At 62.2% G+C, this 15,377-nt stretch carries 20 protein-coding genes and 1 pseudogene; 6 read left to right on the top strand and 15 right to left on the bottom strand.

Going from position 1 to position 15,377, the window contains the following annotated elements; translation table 11 throughout:
• Positions 1–374, top strand: a pseudogene (locus NKH42_RS03950) (hypothetical protein); the annotation flags it as partial.
• 535 nt (positions 375–909) lie between these two features.
• Here the strand turns inward: NKH42_RS03950 and NKH42_RS03955 are convergent.
• The 10 genes from NKH42_RS03955 to NKH42_RS04000 all read right to left on the bottom strand — a co-directional run bounded on the left by NKH42_RS03955 (position 910) and on the right by NKH42_RS04000 (position 10,293).
• Positions 910–1,479, bottom strand: coding sequence for a c-type cytochrome (locus NKH42_RS03955; protein ID WP_352688558.1), 570 nt, complete (start codon positions 1,477–1,479; stop codon positions 910–912).
• A complete protein-coding gene (locus tag NKH42_RS03960; protein ID WP_352751141.1) occupies positions 1,460–2,344 on the bottom strand; it encodes a cytochrome c oxidase assembly protein in 885 nt (294 codons plus the stop codon). Before NKH42_RS03960 ends, NKH42_RS03955 begins: the two co-directional genes overlap by 20 nt.
• Positions 2,341–2,682: a hypothetical protein gene (locus tag NKH42_RS03965; RefSeq protein WP_352476765.1), complete on the bottom strand. Its 342-nt coding sequence runs from the start codon at positions 2,680–2,682 to the stop codon at positions 2,341–2,343. The genes NKH42_RS03960 and NKH42_RS03965 overlap by 4 nt, the downstream gene beginning before the upstream one ends.
• Position 2,683: 1 nt before the next feature.
• Positions 2,684–3,289: a cytochrome c oxidase subunit 3 gene (locus tag NKH42_RS03970; protein WP_254818826.1), complete on the bottom strand. Its 606-nt coding sequence runs from the start codon at positions 3,287–3,289 to the stop codon at positions 2,684–2,686.
• On the bottom strand, positions 3,286–5,262 hold the full coding sequence (ctaD, locus tag NKH42_RS03975; RefSeq protein WP_352751139.1) for a cytochrome c oxidase subunit I: 1,977 nt from the start codon (positions 5,260–5,262) through the stop codon (positions 3,286–3,288). The genes NKH42_RS03970 and ctaD overlap by 4 nt, the downstream gene beginning before the upstream one ends.
• Positions 5,259–6,233, bottom strand: a complete 975-nt coding sequence (coxB, locus tag NKH42_RS03980) for a cytochrome c oxidase subunit II (protein WP_352505441.1) — start codon at positions 6,231–6,233, stop codon at positions 5,259–5,261. Before coxB ends, ctaD begins: the two co-directional genes overlap by 4 nt.
• A 38-nt stretch (positions 6,234–6,271) precedes the next feature.
• The gene (locus NKH42_RS03985; RefSeq protein WP_254818823.1) at positions 6,272–6,805 is read right to left on the bottom strand and encodes a c-type cytochrome; all 534 of its coding nucleotides are present in this window, start codon (positions 6,803–6,805) and stop codon (positions 6,272–6,274) included.
• Positions 6,802–7,635: a substrate-binding domain-containing protein gene (locus NKH42_RS03990; RefSeq protein WP_352737249.1), complete on the bottom strand. Its 834-nt coding sequence runs from the start codon at positions 7,633–7,635 to the stop codon at positions 6,802–6,804. The genes NKH42_RS03985 and NKH42_RS03990 overlap by 4 nt, the downstream gene beginning before the upstream one ends.
• A 16-nt stretch (positions 7,636–7,651) precedes the next feature.
• A complete protein-coding gene (locus tag NKH42_RS03995; protein ID WP_352751149.1) occupies positions 7,652–9,409 on the bottom strand; it encodes a methanol/ethanol family PQQ-dependent dehydrogenase in 1,758 nt (585 codons plus the stop codon).
• Between the two features lie 104 nt (positions 9,410–9,513).
• Positions 9,514–10,293 carry a heme-binding protein gene (locus NKH42_RS04000; RefSeq protein WP_352751136.1) on the bottom strand — a complete coding sequence of 260 codons (780 nt, stop codon included), beginning with the start codon at positions 10,291–10,293 and terminating at the stop codon, positions 9,514–9,516.
• 214 nt (positions 10,294–10,507) lie between these two features.
• Between NKH42_RS04000 and NKH42_RS04005 the strand changes: the two genes are divergently transcribed.
• The 4 genes from NKH42_RS04005 (at position 10,508) to NKH42_RS04020 (ending at position 12,835) form a co-directional block, all read left to right on the top strand.
• Positions 10,508–11,338, top strand: a complete 831-nt coding sequence (locus tag NKH42_RS04005; RefSeq protein ID WP_352751135.1) for an SIR2 family NAD-dependent protein deacylase — start codon at positions 10,508–10,510, stop codon at positions 11,336–11,338.
• A 118-nt stretch (positions 11,339–11,456) separates the two neighbouring features.
• Complete coding sequence (locus NKH42_RS04010) at positions 11,457–11,615, top strand: hypothetical protein (protein WP_352612099.1); 159 nt, start codon at positions 11,457–11,459, stop codon at positions 11,613–11,615.
• Positions 11,616–11,619: 4 nt separating this feature from the next.
• Complete coding sequence (locus tag NKH42_RS04015; RefSeq protein ID WP_352476452.1) at positions 11,620–12,255, top strand: LysE family translocator; 636 nt, start codon at positions 11,620–11,622, stop codon at positions 12,253–12,255.
• Between the two features lie 82 nt (positions 12,256–12,337).
• Positions 12,338–12,835: a hypothetical protein gene (locus NKH42_RS04020; RefSeq protein ID WP_254818816.1), complete on the top strand. Its 498-nt coding sequence runs from the start codon at positions 12,338–12,340 to the stop codon at positions 12,833–12,835.
• Positions 12,836–12,876: 41 nt separating this feature from the next.
• On the opposite strand, the gene NKH42_RS04025 is transcribed toward NKH42_RS04020, so the two are convergent.
• The 3 genes from NKH42_RS04025 to NKH42_RS04035 all read right to left on the bottom strand — a co-directional run bounded on the left by NKH42_RS04025 (position 12,877) and on the right by NKH42_RS04035 (position 13,878).
• On the bottom strand, positions 12,877–13,176 hold the full coding sequence (locus tag NKH42_RS04025; protein WP_352476454.1) for a DUF982 domain-containing protein: 300 nt from the start codon (positions 13,174–13,176) through the stop codon (positions 12,877–12,879).
• Positions 13,177–13,208: 32 nt separating this feature from the next.
• A complete protein-coding gene (locus NKH42_RS04030; RefSeq protein WP_352688572.1) occupies positions 13,209–13,556 on the bottom strand; it encodes a DUF982 domain-containing protein in 348 nt (115 codons plus the stop codon).
• Between the two features lie 118 nt (positions 13,557–13,674).
• The gene (locus NKH42_RS04035) at positions 13,675–13,878 is read right to left on the bottom strand and encodes a hypothetical protein (protein ID WP_254818814.1); all 204 of its coding nucleotides are present in this window, start codon (positions 13,876–13,878) and stop codon (positions 13,675–13,677) included.
• 297 nt (positions 13,879–14,175) lie between these two features.
• On the opposite strand from NKH42_RS04035, the gene NKH42_RS04040 reads away from it, so the two are divergent.
• A complete protein-coding gene (locus tag NKH42_RS04040; RefSeq protein ID WP_254818908.1) occupies positions 14,176–14,760 on the top strand; it encodes a sigma-70 family RNA polymerase sigma factor in 585 nt (194 codons plus the stop codon).
• An 11-nt stretch (positions 14,761–14,771) separates the two neighbouring features.
• On the opposite strand, the gene NKH42_RS04045 is transcribed toward NKH42_RS04040, so the two are convergent.
• Positions 14,772–14,948, bottom strand: a complete 177-nt coding sequence (locus NKH42_RS04045) for a hypothetical protein (protein WP_352688573.1) — start codon at positions 14,946–14,948, stop codon at positions 14,772–14,774.
• A gap of 179 nt (positions 14,949–15,127) precedes the next feature.
• The gene (locus tag NKH42_RS04050; protein WP_023676213.1) at positions 15,128–15,346 is read right to left on the bottom strand and encodes a hypothetical protein; all 219 of its coding nucleotides are present in this window, start codon (positions 15,344–15,346) and stop codon (positions 15,128–15,130) included.
• Positions 15,347–15,377: the final 31 nt, after the last annotated feature.

Consider the following 15,377-nt stretch of genomic DNA (forward strand, 5'->3'; position numbering starts at 1 on the left):
AGGACCTGTTCCAGCGCGAACCTCTGGCAATGGCCGCGGTGGGCCTTGCCGTGGGCACCGCCATCGGCGTGATGCTGCCTCACACAGCCGCGGAAGACGCGCAACTCGGCCCATACCGCGACAAGCTTCGTGACAGTGCCGAGGAAGTCTTTGAGGAAGGCGTCGAGCAAGCCAAGCAGGTCGCCGCCGAAGCATATGAGACTGTAAAGGAAGAGGCTGACCGACAGGGTTCCAGCGGCGACGCCGAGACGTTGGTCGACCGCGTCGAGAAAGTCGTGAAAAAGACGGCAAGTAAAACCGAGGAAGCCATTCGCGATCGTTTGCCGGAGACCGACGAGGCTCCCAAATCGAACGAGTCTCCCGAAACGACGTGATTGCGCTGCGGTCGTTCGTGGCGACTCCGACCGCGATCGCCTCGCGGTTGGAACATCGAAGTCGGCTAGGAGCCCGCAACCTTCCGCTAACAAATGTGATCGCGGCGCTCAAGTCATTAGCCGAGGCGCTCCGGTCCGTTCCGATTCTTCGCTCTAAATCCGTTCGGTTCTTCGGCTCCATGAGGCGTGTCCCCACGGCGTGGCACGCAATTCTCAGCAGCACTGTCCAATTCTGAAAAAACAACCACCCCGTCAATTCGACTGGGACGACGACGTCGAGATTGCACTCGGCCCACTCGCCAAAGAAGCTGATATCCGAGATGCCCGCGAAACAATCCGCACAGCAGATTACCGGCATAGCGGCGCTCGGCGATGTCCGACGTGATCGCGGGCAGCCTCGCCGATGCGGGCCGGTTCCGAAAGGTTCGTCGGCAACTAAGGCATCGAGCCGAAGGCGGTGACGATTGCCGGTCCCGGCAAACCGGCATCGGTAGACCGCTGGGAGGGTTTGATCTCGACTAGGCGAGCAACGATGTCATTTCATCGAATAGAGATAGGCGGCGATATCTCGCGCCTCCTGCTCGGAAATTCTGGTCGAAGGCATTGCCGTGTGCGGATTGATCTCTCTTGCGGCGCGTATCCAACGGACCATGTTTCGCGGGTTGTTGGACAATACGCCGCCGATATAGACCCGGGTGGCCAAGCTGGCGTCGAGGCGTGGACCGACCAGTCCCTGCGCGCCGGGCACGCCGGTGATCGTGTGGCATCCGGCACAGCCATTGGCCATGATGATTGGTATGGCGCGGGCGCCAACACCGCCGGTTGCATTGTCGGCCTTCTGCTCCACTCGACGGCTTTGCTCGAAGTACAACGCGATCCCGGCCAGGGCTGCAACAAGCACGACAATTGCCGCGGCGCCGAGGATGGGTCCGGACGGAGTGAAGCGCGATGTTGCGCGCACGCCGATGCTGCTAGGAGCATTGTCCGTCTTATCCGCGACCCTGATGAGGCGCTCCGGCCACAACGTCAGCGCCGCCCAAGCTGCGGCCAGCACGGCAATTGCCGTCCCGGCACCAATGACCAGCTTAGACAGCCTGGAGCGCATGCGACGTCTCCCATCTTCTCTGTCCACTTGAGCGAATCCACAGACCGGCCAGCAGCAACGCGGCTCCGCCATAAATCAGGCCGGCCGGAACCCACATCACCAAGCCGGCGAGCTGCTGGTCCTCGAGCGGGCTAAGGCTCCACAATTCCGCGCCGGCTGCGTTTACCGGGTACCACAGCCTTGGCGAGACCAGCAGCAGCACCCCGAGCAGGCCGGTGTGCAGCGAGGTGAAAAAGAGGTGCATGACTGCGCTGCCGTAGGCTTGTTCGCGGCCTGAACGCGGCAGCAGCACCCACCAGAACAGCAGCCCCGTACCGAAGAAGCTGGCATGTTGCGCATAATGCAGGACACCCTGTGCAAGCGCCGCCTCGAACAGCGCCGGAACGTGCCACGCCCATATCGCGACGCCGTGCAGGAAGGTCGCGGCTAGAGGACGGCTGACGGCGGCCCAAACGGCTCGAAGCACCTTCGCCTGCCCGGCTGCGCCAAATGCCAGCCGCAGCTTGATCGGCAATGCCCACATCATCGCCGCCGCCGGACGGGAGGCGACCAGCAGGGGTGCCGCCACCGCCATCAACAGCTCGTGCTCGATCATGTGGGCGGTGAAAACGCGCTCACCCAATGCATGGAGCGGACTGACCAGTGCTGCCGCCAAAATGGCCCAGCCGGTCGCAAACAGCAGGGCTTGCCGCATCCGCAACGGGCGGCTGCGGGCGCTCCGCCGCCACAGCCGAAAGGCGCCTGCTGCGTAAAGCAGTGCGACCATGGTTAGCGGCAGCGTGATCGGCAACGCCAGCGTCCAGCCGGCCTGCGGGGCACCGGCACCGTAGCAGATCGAGGTCGAGAAAAGCGCGTCGAAGTTCATCGCAGACAGCCGTCGAGAATGAGCGAGGCGGCGCCTTGCATGACGATTACCAGCGCAAACAGCAACGCGCTGAGAATGCCGATATTGGCGACGAAACCTTCAGTGCCGCGCGCACGGTCCGGTTTAAAGGCGGCGCCACCTTGCTGTCGCGCCCGCCACGACAGCGCCCCGCCGAGCAAGGCCAGCACTGTCAGCATCAGCGCAACGACCGGTATGACAGGAATGCCGTGGGCGCACTGCCACTCCACGACCGCGTAATTCAGCTGCGTCGACACCGCCCAGGCCAAAGGCCCGGACAACAGCCCGCCCCATGATGTGCCCAAGCGAAGCGCACGCATCTCAGTCAAGCCTCGGCATCCAATAGATCAACAGATAGATCGGGATCCAGGTCGCGACCACGAAATCCCAGTAGAAGACGTTGTCGCCAACATCCCCGAAACGCCGCCCGCTATAGCCATGTCGCGTGAACATCAGGACCGTCAGCACCAGCGTGTCGCCGACGTCGGTGATCAGGTGTGTGGTGTGGAGGCCGAGCAGGACCCACAGCATTGAGCCGTACGCATTGGTATCCCAATAGATGTTGAGGGCCGGAAATTCGAACCACCGCACGACAAGCGGTGCGATACCGAGCAGCGTCATGACGATCAGGCCGATGCGCACGGGCACCATGGCACACGCTTCGGCGTAGCGGTTCAGTATGTGATTGGGCACCACGCTGGCGAGCAGCAACAGCGTGACGATGGTGCCCGGCCAATGGTTGGGCGGCGGCACGCCCAATGGCCATTCGGGCGACAGATAGGCGAGGTAAAGATAGGCGCCTGCGGCGAGCGCGAAGCCGGTGCCCTCCAGCGCCATGAAGGCGAGAGTGCCCCACCAGGTCGGGCTGCGCGGTCCGATCCCGAAGGTCGGGAGTTTGGAAAGATCGGCGGCAGGACGCTGTTTCATTCCTCATCCTCCGGATCGCCTTTCGGCCAGAACCAACCGATCAAAGTGATGGCGATTGGCCCGGCTCCCCAGACCACCGCCCACGGGCTGAAGATCGAATAAAGAAAGGTGGCGCCGACGGCGAGCGCGGCGAACAATGGCCAGATCGACGGCGTCGCCGACTTCTCGCGCACATCTGGATGCGCTTCTGCCACAGTCGAAATGACAAGTTCGCGCGCGTCGACGCGAAGCCCGGTCGCGACAGGCAGCGTGTCACGTTCGGCCCAGAGCGGCTCGGAGTGGGTAACCACCGGAATCCGAGCGAAATTATAGCTCGGCGGCGGAGAGCTTGTCGCCCATTCAAGCGTGCCCGCATTCCAGGGATTGTCCCCGGCCGGGGCGCCCCTCGAGGCGCTGTACACCAGGTTTATGGTGAACAGAACGAAGCTTAGGAACAGAACGACCGCGCCGGCTGTGATGAACAGGTTGATGTTGCCCCAGCCGACCTCCACCGGATAGGTGTAGACTCGGCGCGGCATGCCCCACAGGCCGACAATGTGCATCGGAAAGAACGCCGCATTGAAGCCTATGAAGGCAAGCCAGAAATGCCAGCGTCCAAGACGCTCGCTCATCATCCGGCCGGTGATCTTGGGGAACCAGAAATAGGTCGCGCCGAGCAGCGGGAATACGGACCCGCCGATCAGCACGTAGTGGAAATGCGCGGTAACGAAATAGGTGTCGTGTACTTGCAGGTCCAATGGCACCGACGCCAGCATCACGCCGGTCAGGCCGCCCGCGACGAACGTGAAGAAGAAGCCGAACACGAACAGCAGCGGCGTCCTGATTATCGGGCGTCCGTCCCACAATGTCGCCAGCCAGCAGAAGATCTGCAGCCCGTTCGGGATGGCGATCAGCATGCTCGAGGCGGTGAAGAAGCTCGCGCCGAGTTTGGGCAGGCCAGTTGCGAACATGTGGTGAACCCACAGGCCGAACGACAGGAAGCCGACCGAAATCAGCGACAGAACCATGCCCAGATAGCCGAATACCGGACGCCGGGCGAAAGCGGCGATGATCGAGGACACCATGCCGGTGGCCGGCAGGAAAATGATGTAGACTTCGGGGTGGCCGAAGAACCAGAACAGGTGCTGGAACAGCAGGACGTCGCCACCCTCGGCGGGATTGAAGATATGGGTGCCGACCAGACGGTCGAGGATCAGGAAGGTCGACGTGATCATGACTGCCGGCATGGCGAACACGATGACGAAAGAGGTGACCAGCATCGCCCAGACATAGAGCGGAATCTTGTCCAGCGACATGCCCGGCGCGCGTTGCTTCAGCACGGTGACGATGGTGGCAACCGCGACCGCCAACGACGACACTTCGGTATAGGTGATCATCTGCGCCCACACGTCGGAGCGTTTGCCTGGCCCGAATTCAGGACCGGACAGGGGCACGTAAGAAAACCAGCCGACGTCGGGCGCCATGTCGAGTGCAAACGACACCCAGGCGAAGAGGCCACCGGAGAGATAAATCCAGAAGCTGAATGCATTGAGGCGCGGAAAGGCGATGTTGCGGGTGCCGACCATCAGCGGCACGAGATAGATGCCGGTCGCCTGAACGATTGGCACTGCAAACAGGAACATCATGGTCACGCCATGCATGGTGAATAGCTGGTTGTAGCGGTCCGGCCCGATCAGCCCGCGCTCCGGCCCCGACAGTTGGATGCGCATGGCAACGGCGCTGAGGCCACCGAGGCACAGGAAGACGAAAGCGGTGATCAGGTACCGCCGCGCGACAATTTTGTGGTCGACGCTCGAGAGCGCACCGATGATGCCCGGCACGGTCTGCCATGTCCGCGCCAGCCTGCGCTCGAGGCTGGCGTCGTCGAGGCCGGTATCGCGAGGGCCGTCGCGCTCGGGAACCAGGTCACCCTTTTGTGCTGCGGCGCGTTGCTGGGCGAGGTCTCGCCCATGGGCTAGGTCGGCGCTACTCATTTCAAGCCCTCGAGATAGGCTACTATCGCATTCAGCTCGTCCCCGTTCAGTCCCACCACGGGCATGCGGGCACCTGGCTTGATCCCTTGCGGATCGGCTATCCAGGCTGCGAGATTGCCGCGGCTCATCGCCAGCGTTCCGGCAGCGAGCGTCCGCCGGCTTGCGATATGTGTAAGGTCGGGAGCGACCGTGCCGCCGGCAATGGTGCCGCCGATCTTGTGGCACATCACGCATGGCCGTTTGAGGAACAGGTCGTGGCCGGTTTTGGCCTCGGTCGACACGGGGGCAGCTGCCGGCCGCAGCTGATCGTTCAGCCATGCGTCGAAGACGGGCCGAGGTTCGGCGATGATGAAGGTGCTCATATTGGCGTGCTGCGCGCCGCAGAACTCGGCGCACTGGCCGCGATAGACGCCGGGCTTGTCAGCCTTCAGATCGAGAACGTTCTCGTGGCCTGGAATGAGGTCCAGCTTGCCCGAGAGGTTCGGCACCCAGAAGGAATGGATGACGTCGGTCGAGGTCACTACAAGCCGCACCGGCTCGCCCGCCGGGATGTGGATTTCATTGGCGGTCGTCAGGATGCGGTTCGGCTGATCGTTTTCGTAGCGCACCTCCCACCACCATTGATGCCCGGTCACCCGGATCGTCAGCGCCGCATCCGAGCCGATGGCGGCAAGCGTCCGGTTAGCGAAGTAGCTCAGCAGCGTCAGGCCGACCAGGATCAGGGCGGTAGCGGCGAGTGCGGCGACGACAATTCGCATCTTGCCGCGCTCGGCGGCAGCGTCGAGGACAAGCGGATCGCCGACCGGCGCGGGGCGTCGGGCCAATGGCAGGATCAGCACGGCCATCACCAAAAGCCAGACCACCGTGCACAGCGCTGTGAAGAACCAGATCAGCCATGCAAGCTCGCCCGCGGCCGGGCCTTTTGGGTCAAGCGCGGATTGCCAGCCGCTGCATCCTGCAAGGAGCAGCATGCAGGCTGCGCCGCAGCACACGCTGCAAACAAGGCGGTTCACGGCGACTTCCCCAGAGTCGCGGCATCCGGCAGGCGATTTTCGGACGGATGGGGCATCATGTCGTCGTCGCGGCTCGGCGCAGCCGATTTTGGCGCGTTGCCGCTCAACGCGCGGACGAAGGCGGCAAGCTCCCAGATCTGGTCGTCCGGGATCTTGTCCCGAAAGCTCGGCATGCCGTTTGGCCGCCCGTCCCTGATCGTGGCGTGGATGCTTTCGATCGAGCTGCCATAGAGCCACTTCTGATCCATGAGCGCCGGGCCCATGCCGCCACCGCCATTGGCATGGCAGCCGGAACAGTTGAACCAGTTGAACAGACGCTTGCCCTCGCTGAGGTGGAACGCGTTGGCCTCGAACACTCCGGCCTTGTTGTTGGACGAGGCTGGCCGCTGGCCGCCCGGCTCGAGGGCCGTGACGGCTGCCGGTTGGTCGCCCGAGCCGAGCGCCGACTGTGGACGCGTGTCGCGTTCCTCACGCTGGCAAGCGGCAAGAACGAGCATCGCCGACAGCACGCATGGAAGGCCGCGGTTCATCGCGCTGCCGCCCCGGCGACGTCGAGGCGAGGCACGTCATATGCCGCCAGGATTGCATCGATCTCGGCGCGGTGTTTGGCGAGCGCTGCGTCTACCTCGCTGCGCAGCGCATCGTCGTCGTGGCGCACGCCCATCGAAATGTCGTAGATCATCGGCAGCAGCGGACCGTCGATTCGCGGTGTAACCGGCGTAATCCGCAACGGTACTTTTTGCCTGGCACCGAAGTAGCCGGCCAACGGCCCCCAGACGACGGCCATATCGATGTCGCCATTCGCGACCGCCTCAATGATGCGCGCTGGCGGGTTTGGCGCCGAATAGTCGCCATAGACGGGGAAACCGACGAGATGGCCGACGATGCCGCGACTGCCGAGCGCCTGGACGGGTGGCGAGTTGGCGCCGTCGTCGCCGATCAGCTGGACGCCGATGTGCAGATCGCGCAGGCGAGGATCGTTGAAGGACGCGATTTCCGGCGCATCTCTGCGTGTCACGAAGACGTAGGAAGACCGGTAGTAGGGCGCGGTGGTGCGCAGCATCTCGAGATTGGTGGGCGTGCCGGGCACCAGATCGCACAGGCCGGCTTTCAGCGTGTTGCGGACGAAGCCGCGCCGCTGTGCCCACCACGTGTAGGAAACAGTCGCACCCAGCTCCCGGGCGACGAGTTCGGCAATCTTGTTTTCAAAGCCTTCCCGGGCGGCATTGGAGAACGGCATGTTGTTGGGATCTGCGCAGATCCTCAACTCGCGCGCATCGGCAACGGCGGCCACAAGCGAGAGCGCCAGTGCGCCAACCGCGGCGGCAAGCCGCCGCGAACGCGTTTTCCGTGAGCACATAACGCGGCCGATCGTCTCAAGGCAGCCGGAACACATACAGCGTACCTCCCGCCGTGGTTACATCCTTCAGATCCTTCATGACGTTGACGAAGCCGAGCGCAGCGGTGGCGTCGCGCGGGTCGAGATCGCCGGATACGATCGCACCGGCCCAGCCGCCGACGCCCGAAAGAACCGCAACATATTGGTGCCCGTCCGGGCCGCGATAGGTGATCGGCTGGCCGATGATGCCGGACGACGTCTTGAACTGCCAAAGCAGTTCGCCGGTCCTGGCGCTGACCGCCTTGAACCAGCCTTCCATCGTGCCATAGAATACGACGTTGCCGGCGGTGGCGACCGCGCCGCTCCACACCGGAAAGTTCTCCTTCAGGCTCCACGCCGGCTTGGCGGCGGCGACATCCCAGGCAGTAAATGCACCGCGATTGCCGCCCGGCCCGGGAATCATGCGCACGTTCATGCCGACATAGGGCGTGCCGGCGATGTAATTCACCTCGACGCCTTCTTCGTCCATGCACATGTTATTATGCGGGATGTAGAGCAGGCCGGTCTTGGGCGAGAACGCCGAAGGTTGCCAGTCCTTGAGGCCCGATGCGGTGGGACAGATGTCGCGGACGACCTTGCCGGTGCCGGTCTTCTTGTCCGGATTTACAATCAGCCGGCCGGTCTTCAGGTCGACGCCCTTGCTGGAATTGACAGGCCCGAACGGCACTGCCGACAGTACTTCGCCCGTAGTGCGGTCCAACAGATAGACGTAGCCGTTGCGTTCCGGTCGGACCAGCACCTTGCGGGGCTTGCCCTGCCAGGTCATGTCGAGCAGCACCTGTTCGTTGATGCCGTCGTAGTCGTGCAAATCGTGCGGGGTCCATTGATAAAACCATTTTGCTGCGCCGGTGTCGGGATCGCGGGCAAAGATGCCGGCGGTCCATTTGTTGTCGCCGGGCCGCAGATCCGGATTCCACGGACCGGGATTTCCGGTGCCGTGGAAGATCAGGTTGAGGTCCGGGTCATAGGAGATCCAGCCCCACACATTGCCGCCGCCGATCTTCCAGGCGTCGGGCGGCCACGATGTCACCCCGAGATCCTTGCCCTTGTCCATGTCGTAATGCGGCTTGAAATCGGGGCCGATCAGCACCTCGGCGTCCGGGCCGGTATTGTAGGCCGTCCAGACGACGTGCCCGTCGCCGGCGTCGAGCGCCTTGATCCAGCCGCGTACGCCCATTTCGCCGCCGGAATTGCCGACCAGTACCTTCCCCTTCACCACCAGCGGCGCCATCGTGATGGTCTCGCCGATATTGATGTTGCCGATATGGGTGTTCCAGACCGGTTTGCCGGTGGCCGCATCGACGGCGATGGCATGACCATCGAGCGTATTGAAATAGATGCGCCCGTCGAAGAAGGCCGCACCGCGGTTGACCACGTCGCAACAGGCAACGCCCTGCGCGGCGGGCTCGGGGTTGGGCTCGAATTTCCACTTCATCGGCGCGCCGGGCTTGGTAAGGTCAAGCGCATAGAGGATGTTGGGAAACGGCGTCACGATGTACATCGCGTTGCCGACGACCAGGGGCGCAGCCTCCTGACCTTTGTTGACGCCGGTCGAGAAGGTGAAGGCCACCTGCAGGTTTTTGACGTTGTCTTCGGTGATCTCCGCAAGTTCGCTGTAGCGGGTCGAGGCGTAGTTCTTTGCCGGCATCGCCCACTGGCCGTCGTCGGGCGGAGCAGCTGCGGCCGGCGGATTTATCGCAGGGCCTGATAAAGACTGAGCAACCGCCGCCGTCATCAGTGCAAACCCCGCCAGCAGCGTCCATCCCAACCTCGCAGCCATTGGCCTGTTTCCGCCTTTGGCTGACACACGAGTTTTCGCCGCCACCTGTCGCCCTTTCCTCATTTGCGCATCGAGCCGCCGACCCCGGCGCCAAGCTCCGCCGCCACGTCCGCCTCGCTTCCGGCACACAATGGATGGCCCCAGCCGGAGGCGCTCTTGCCGCCGGGATCGAGGTCGTAAATGATAGCGTCCTTGCGGTTTGGGTTGACGCCTGCCGGTACCTTGTCCAGCCCGAGCGCGGCGCGCACACGCCAGGCGACATTGTGGTCGGCACAGGAGGAATCGCCGCTTATCCCCAGGGCCCCGACGATCCCCTTGCCGTCGTAGAGAGCCAGGCCGCCGCCAAACACGACGACACCGCCGATAGGCTTTCCCAGCAATGGATCACTGGAGCTTCCAAATGTCGAAGGATCGCCGGCATAGGCCACCGCTGGATTGACCGGATTGGTGGCCTGCAGGCCGAATAGAGGACCGCCGGGCTGCACCGGCGCGTAGAGGTTCGCGGTGGACAACGCCATGTGGGCGAGGCTGAGCCCGTTGGCGGTATTGGCTTTTTCAGCGGCGATCAGCCGGCTGCCAGGCCACTGGGCGTCGGCGGTCGGCCCACTGAAGGCGACGGCGCAGACAGTTCCGTCGCGAGCCACGACTGCCGCCCATTCATTAGTGTCGAAGCCGCCATTGCCGGGACCGCCGCTGGACTTGACGTTGGCCTTGAGGGCGGCCAGCAACTTGTCATGGTCGGCCGGGCAAGGTGCTTGAGCCCAAGCCTTTTGCTGGACGGCGCCGATCGTAAGCAGGAACAGACATAATGCTACCGAGACAATCCGATGGCGATCCATTAGCTGCGCCGTCTTTGTTGAACACTCTCCAACGCGTAGGAGGCGCAGAAGTGCCAAAGGGAACGAAATAAATATCGGATTCGGTCGGACAAACTCGGGGACCGGAACTCGGGACAGCCGATCTGGGTGTTGGCACTCAACCGGAAATCGGAGTTATTCTTGCGATGGTCCAGGCGCCGTCGGAACAGAGCAGCACTTCTGGCAGTTGTGTCGAATGGTGTCCGCAGTCGAGCAACTGGCTCAATCGGTGAAAGAGCGACGAGCTATCTTGTTCGTTGGAGCCGGGGTGTCGATGAGCGTCGGCTTGCCGTCTTGGCAAAAGCTCATCGAGCACATGCAAAACGAGCTCGGCCTTGACGAGGACATGATCGGCGCACCGGAGGCCAGCTATCAGGCGCTTGCCGAATATTACCGGCTGAAGCAGGGGAGCCTCGGCCCTTTGCGCAGTTGGATGGATCGTGAATGGAGCGTCTCGCGGGAAGAAGTGCAGCGGTCGGCAATCCACAAGCTCATCGTATCGCTCGATTTTCCGATCATCTACACCACCAATTATGATCGCAACCTCGAGGTTGCCTTCGAGATTCATGGCCGGCCCTTTGTGAAGGTGGCCAACGCAAAGGACTTGCCCAAGACGACCGGCGAGGTGACGCAGATCATCAAATTCCACGGCGATTTCGACGACGACAAATCGCTGGTCCTGGCGGAGACCGACTATTTCGACCGGCTTTCGTTCGATTCGCCGCTCGACGTGAAGTTTCGCGCCGACGCACTGGGGCGCACCCTCCTGTTCATCGGCTACAGCATGTCTGATATGAACATCCGTCTGCTGTTGCACAGGCTTTGGCAGACCTGGCGGCGGTCGGGCTACGAAAAGAGCCGCCCGAAATCCTTCATCTTCATGTCGCAGCCGAGCATCGTCCAGGAGGCTGTTCTCGGCCACTGGGGCATCGATATGCTGACCGAAGAGGCCGACGATCCTGAGGACGCGCTGCTCGCGTTCCTGAACGAACTCAAGGATAGGGTGGGCCGGCCAGACAGCGCGTGAGAAAACCTGCGGAAAGTGGATTGGTCCGGCAGTGGAACCGACTGATCCGATGTGAGTTCGGGAAGACTAACGTATCCGGGACCGAGCCTGAATGGGCGCACGCAAACACAAGCGAAGAATGCATGCCAAACACGACCTGTCGGCCGAGTTGGCCTATGAGATCGATTTTTTTGCCCGCAGGTGCGGCCTGACGAGGGACGAAGCACTCAAGACGATGCGAGATGCCGGCCAGTTGAAGGACAGCGCGAAGGCATCTTACGAAACCGGGGCGAAGTAGCGGCGTGGATCCCGCTTCGTGGACGGCTTTTGTCGGAACGGTCATCCTGATGCAGATGCCGCCGGGGCCCGACAGTCTGCTGGTGATTGCGCGCGGCATCGGGCAGGGCCGTGATATTGCCCTGTTCACCGTCCTCGGAATGACCCTCGGCGCCGGTATGGTCCAGCTGCCGCTCCTTGCCCTCGGCATATCGTCGCTGCTCCAGGCATCGCCGCTTGCCTTTGCCATGCTTCGCTGGGCGGGTGCAGCTTATCTCGTTTGGCTTGGATCGCGTCTGGTGCTGTTGCCGTCAGCCAGCGTCGCCGTCGAGGAGGCGCGCAATGTCGGACCGCTTGTGGCCGCACGCGAAGGAATGATCGCCAATCTGATAAATCCTTGGCCGATAACCTTTATGGTGGCATTCCTTCCGCAGTTCGTCGATCCTGCTCGCGGATCGGTCACGCTGCAATTGCTGCTGCTCGGTGGCACCCAGAAAATGACCGGTGTGCTGGTGCTGGGCACATATGCACTCGCATCCGGCACGCTCGGGGCCTGGATTATGAAACGACCGAAGGTAAGGCTCTGGCAGCAGCGGGTGGCAGGCTGCGTCGTCGTCGGTCTCGGTATCCGCATGGCAGTCGGTGGTGGCGCGCACCGCTGAGGATCGAGCGATGCAGCGGCCGCCGATGGAACATCCGCCGACAATTTTCGTTGACATGCTCCACAAGGCGAAGAGGTCGAGCATGTCGAAGTTCCAAGCCGCTACCCCGGAGCGTTTGCAGCAGCTCAGGCTTGAGGCAACGGCGCACTTTGCGCCACTCATACTGCGCCAGGCGCTGGTGCGTCTCTGCCGGGCCTGCGGAAGCGATAGCCTCGAACGTTTCGAGAAGACCATGGTCGACCAAATCGAGGCATTGCGTGACGAAAAGGCCGATTTCGACACGATGAAGGAATTTGCCATCGAACAGCTCTATGGCTGGATTCGAGAAGTCAGGTCTTCGCCGGACATGACACAGCCGCTGGAGAGCGTAGATACCCGAAGGACCCCCGGCCGCTCTGAAGAGCCGCAAACGCTGGAAGACCAATTGCAGGCAGGCCTGGAAGATTCCTTCCCGGCAAGCGACCCACCGGCGGTCGTCTCCACCGCGATCCCGGGCGGATCGAAGAAGCTCGTCGGAACCGACGAAATCCTCAGGCAGCAGCGCGAGAAAAAGGCCGAGGACGCCAATCATTCGCGATAAACCAAGCTTTGGGCGGAACTTCAGGGAGGCAGCCTGCCGCTTCACCCGCAGTCCGATATGAAGGCTGTCGTGGCATGCCCATCATGCGGCTCGCCTTCGACAAGAATGTTTGCCTCCCACGCGGCGTCGACAAACGCTTGCCGCGCTTTGCCGGCCGTAATTTCACCGGTTCGGGCGCGATTCAATACATCAGCGGCCGCCAGCGCCAGTGGGGCATTGCGCGCCGGCCATTTCTCGCTTTTCAGGCAATGTACTGCTTCGAAAACGGAACTGACCAATCGCGATCGCCCGGGCTTGCCGAAATAGATGCAAACAGGTGTATCGAACTCTATTCTCTGCACCGTATTCCTCCCGGTTCAAGCAAGGTGTCGCTTCAAGCAAGCTGCGTGTCTTCAGGGTCTACACGACTGTCCGACGGGCGTTTCAGCCAAACGTCGTAGGCCTTCGCAGCTGTTTTGGCGCGTGCTGGTGTTTCGGCTGCGATATCGTAGGCCAGAATGCCCACCTTGCGGGCGAATTTATCGAACGCCGCGCGCACCGTCTCAACGTCGACCTCGTCAGCCAGCCCGGCGCGACAGGCGTCGAACGCCGCCTTGTGCGCCGGACCGCGGCTCGGCCATTCATTTAAGACGTCATAGGCCTGCCAGATATTTTCGACATAGCGGGGGAAACCAAGGCCGACGAGAATTGGAACCGGGCGGCCAAACAATTTTTTTGTCATCTGTGTCTCCGCGAAAGAGCCTGTCGCATCAACGCCCGGGGCGGACCCGAGGCTCATGCTCTTTAACGCGGGATTGCTGCACGGGTTGCAGCAGGTTTGTTCGATCGTGCGCGGCCGGTCACTTGTTGGTCCGCATCTTTTGCCGAGGATTGATACCGCCTTGCGGCGTCGTGTCGTTCTCGACATCGCCTTCGAACGTATTGGTGCCCTGATCGAGCCGGTCGCCCTCCTTGATCGTGCCCCTGGAACTCCCGATGCCGGGATCGTTGGCAAGATCGCTATCGGCCGGCGTTTTTCCTTTGGCGTGCTTGTTTCCTGTCATGGACTCCTCCTGTTTCTTGAGGTGGCAGGCCGCCCTTGAGGTCGCGGCCAAGGCTCGCTGCGACATCGCATTTCGACGCGCCAAATGGCGGCCCCCGAATTGTCGGACGACCTTGATTTTGAACTCCGCGATCCCGATGGTTGTTCCGTCAAAAATATCGCCGTCGGCCGGGATTGCTCAGCCAAGCCCTCTCCGGTTTTCTGGAGCCGGGTGATTTTCGCCAACCGGAACGATCTTTCGCCCAATGCATTTAACTGGTCTGCGCTCGCGAACTCATTCTGGACGGGAGCTGGACCATTGCCACCCACAGCCTACGCCTTAGCGACCCGCGAAACCGAAGACGTTTCCATCGTCGACCTCATACCCGCTTTGAGGGCTTTCGCCCGCACCTTCTGCCGCACTCCCGATGATGCCGACGACCTGGTCCAGGAGACGCTGACCAAGGGCCTGGCCAACATTGACAAGTTCGAAGCTGGAACGCGTATGAAGTCATGGCTCTTCACGATCATGCGCAACACCTACTACACGCGTGTCAGGGCCGCCGTGAGGGAAGCGCCTGGCCTGCTCGACTGTGCTTCGCTGCGGCCGATCTCGGAAGCGACGCAGGAATGGTCCGTACAGGGCAAGGAAGTCCACCAGGCCATCCAGAGCCTTCCCGAGCATCAGCGCGAGGTTCTGATGCTGATAGGCGTGCTGGGCGTCAGCTATGAGGAAACCGCCGAAATATGCGGTTGCGCGGTGGGAACCGTGAAGAGCCGGCTCAACAGGGCCCGCGCCGGCGTGCTTGAATACCTAGGCGAAAGTTCCTCGCAAACCCTGATGGAAAGGCGCAGCTATCTGTCCGAAGGACAACTGGACTTCGAAGCCGAGAGGCGCCGCTAATATATGTCACGTTAGTTACTGGTTCCGCGCAAGCGTCTTTCGATAAGCGCATGCTGCAATTCGATCGCAAGTTTGGTCAGCCGGTCAGGAACCCTTTCCTGCTCGATTGCCGCAAGCAAGGAAGCGATTTCCCGGTCTATCGTCAGATCGGCGCGCGTGCCGACGGAATCTTCCCTTGCGCGAGACATCGCGTTCTCTTGGCAAATGTTGGTCCCTTCGTCTCACTCTGGTGGCAACAGTGCGAGTTTGCAAGAATTTGCAGGCCATCCATGCGACCGGCTTCGGTCCTTGCACAGCTTCGTCAGCGGTTGGGCTCTCGCTGCGTTTCAATTGCTCACCGGCTGCAAGCCATATGCTGCCGCAACGATCAGTCTTCAGGCCGCCGATCCGCTGAATGATCCTGGTACTGCTCGGATTTGACCCGATTGCCGTCGAGCCCACGCTCCTTGGTGTGCTGCTTCTTGTCTCTGTTGGACAGAACGGCGTTCTCTCCGATCTTGTCCTTGGGAAGATCGGTCATCGCGCCAGCGCCGGCGCCTTTGCCGTGACTGCCGCGACCGATGTGCTTCTTGCTGCCGGACGCCATCTCGTCCTCCTTCCTGCTGTCGAATAGCGGC

It is taken from the genome of Mesorhizobium sp. M1142 (assembly GCF_040318565.1).
Taxonomy (GTDB): Bacteria; Pseudomonadota; Alphaproteobacteria; order Rhizobiales; family Rhizobiaceae; genus Mesorhizobium.

Bases quoted from the DNA above. Each gene is read 5' to 3' on its own strand.
- NKH42_RS03955 (WP_352688558.1), bottom strand. From the start codon at position 1,479: ATGCGCTCCAGGCTGTCTAAGCTGGTCATTGGTGCCGGGACGGCAATT.
- NKH42_RS03990 (WP_352737249.1), bottom strand. From the start codon at position 7,635: ATGTGCTCACGGAAAACGCGTTCGCGGCGGCTTGCCGCCGCGGTTGGC.
- NKH42_RS04020 (WP_254818816.1), top strand. From the start codon at position 12,338: ATGTCGAAGTTCCAAGCCGCTACCCCGGAGCGTTTGCAGCAGCTCAGG.
- NKH42_RS04035 (WP_254818814.1), bottom strand. From the start codon at position 13,878: ATGACAGGAAACAAGCACGCCAAAGGAAAAACGCCGGCCGATAGCGAT.
- coxB (WP_352505441.1), bottom strand. From the start codon at position 6,233: ATGCTGCTCCTTGCAGGATGCAGCGGCTGGCAATCCGCGCTTGACCCA.
- NKH42_RS03965 (WP_352476765.1), bottom strand. From the start codon at position 2,682: ATGCGTGCGCTTCGCTTGGGCACATCATGGGGCGGGCTGTTGTCCGGG.
- NKH42_RS04005 (WP_352751135.1), top strand. From the start codon at position 10,508: ATGGTGTCCGCAGTCGAGCAACTGGCTCAATCGGTGAAAGAGCGACGA.
- NKH42_RS04000 (WP_352751136.1), bottom strand. From the start codon at position 10,293: ATGGATCGCCATCGGATTGTCTCGGTAGCATTATGTCTGTTCCTGCTT.
- ctaD (WP_352751139.1), bottom strand. From the start codon at position 5,262: ATGAGTAGCGCCGACCTAGCCCATGGGCGAGACCTCGCCCAGCAACGC.
- NKH42_RS04045 (WP_352688573.1), bottom strand. From the start codon at position 14,948: ATGTCTCGCGCAAGGGAAGATTCCGTCGGCACGCGCGCCGATCTGACG.
- NKH42_RS03995 (WP_352751149.1), bottom strand. From the start codon at position 9,409: ATGACGGCGGCGGTTGCTCAGTCTTTATCAGGCCCTGCGATAAATCCG.
- NKH42_RS04050 (WP_023676213.1), bottom strand. From the start codon at position 15,346: ATGGCGTCCGGCAGCAAGAAGCACATCGGTCGCGGCAGTCACGGCAAA.
- NKH42_RS03960 (WP_352751141.1), bottom strand. From the start codon at position 2,344: ATGAACTTCGACGCGCTTTTCTCGACCTCGATCTGCTACGGTGCCGGT.
- NKH42_RS04030 (WP_352688572.1), bottom strand. From the start codon at position 13,556: ATGACAAAAAAATTGTTTGGCCGCCCGGTTCCAATTCTCGTCGGCCTT.
- NKH42_RS03985 (WP_254818823.1), bottom strand. From the start codon at position 6,805: ATGAACCGCGGCCTTCCATGCGTGCTGTCGGCGATGCTCGTTCTTGCC.
- NKH42_RS04010 (WP_352612099.1), top strand. From the start codon at position 11,457: ATGCATGCCAAACACGACCTGTCGGCCGAGTTGGCCTATGAGATCGAT.
- NKH42_RS03970 (WP_254818826.1), bottom strand. From the start codon at position 3,289: ATGAAACAGCGTCCTGCCGCCGATCTTTCCAAACTCCCGACCTTCGGG.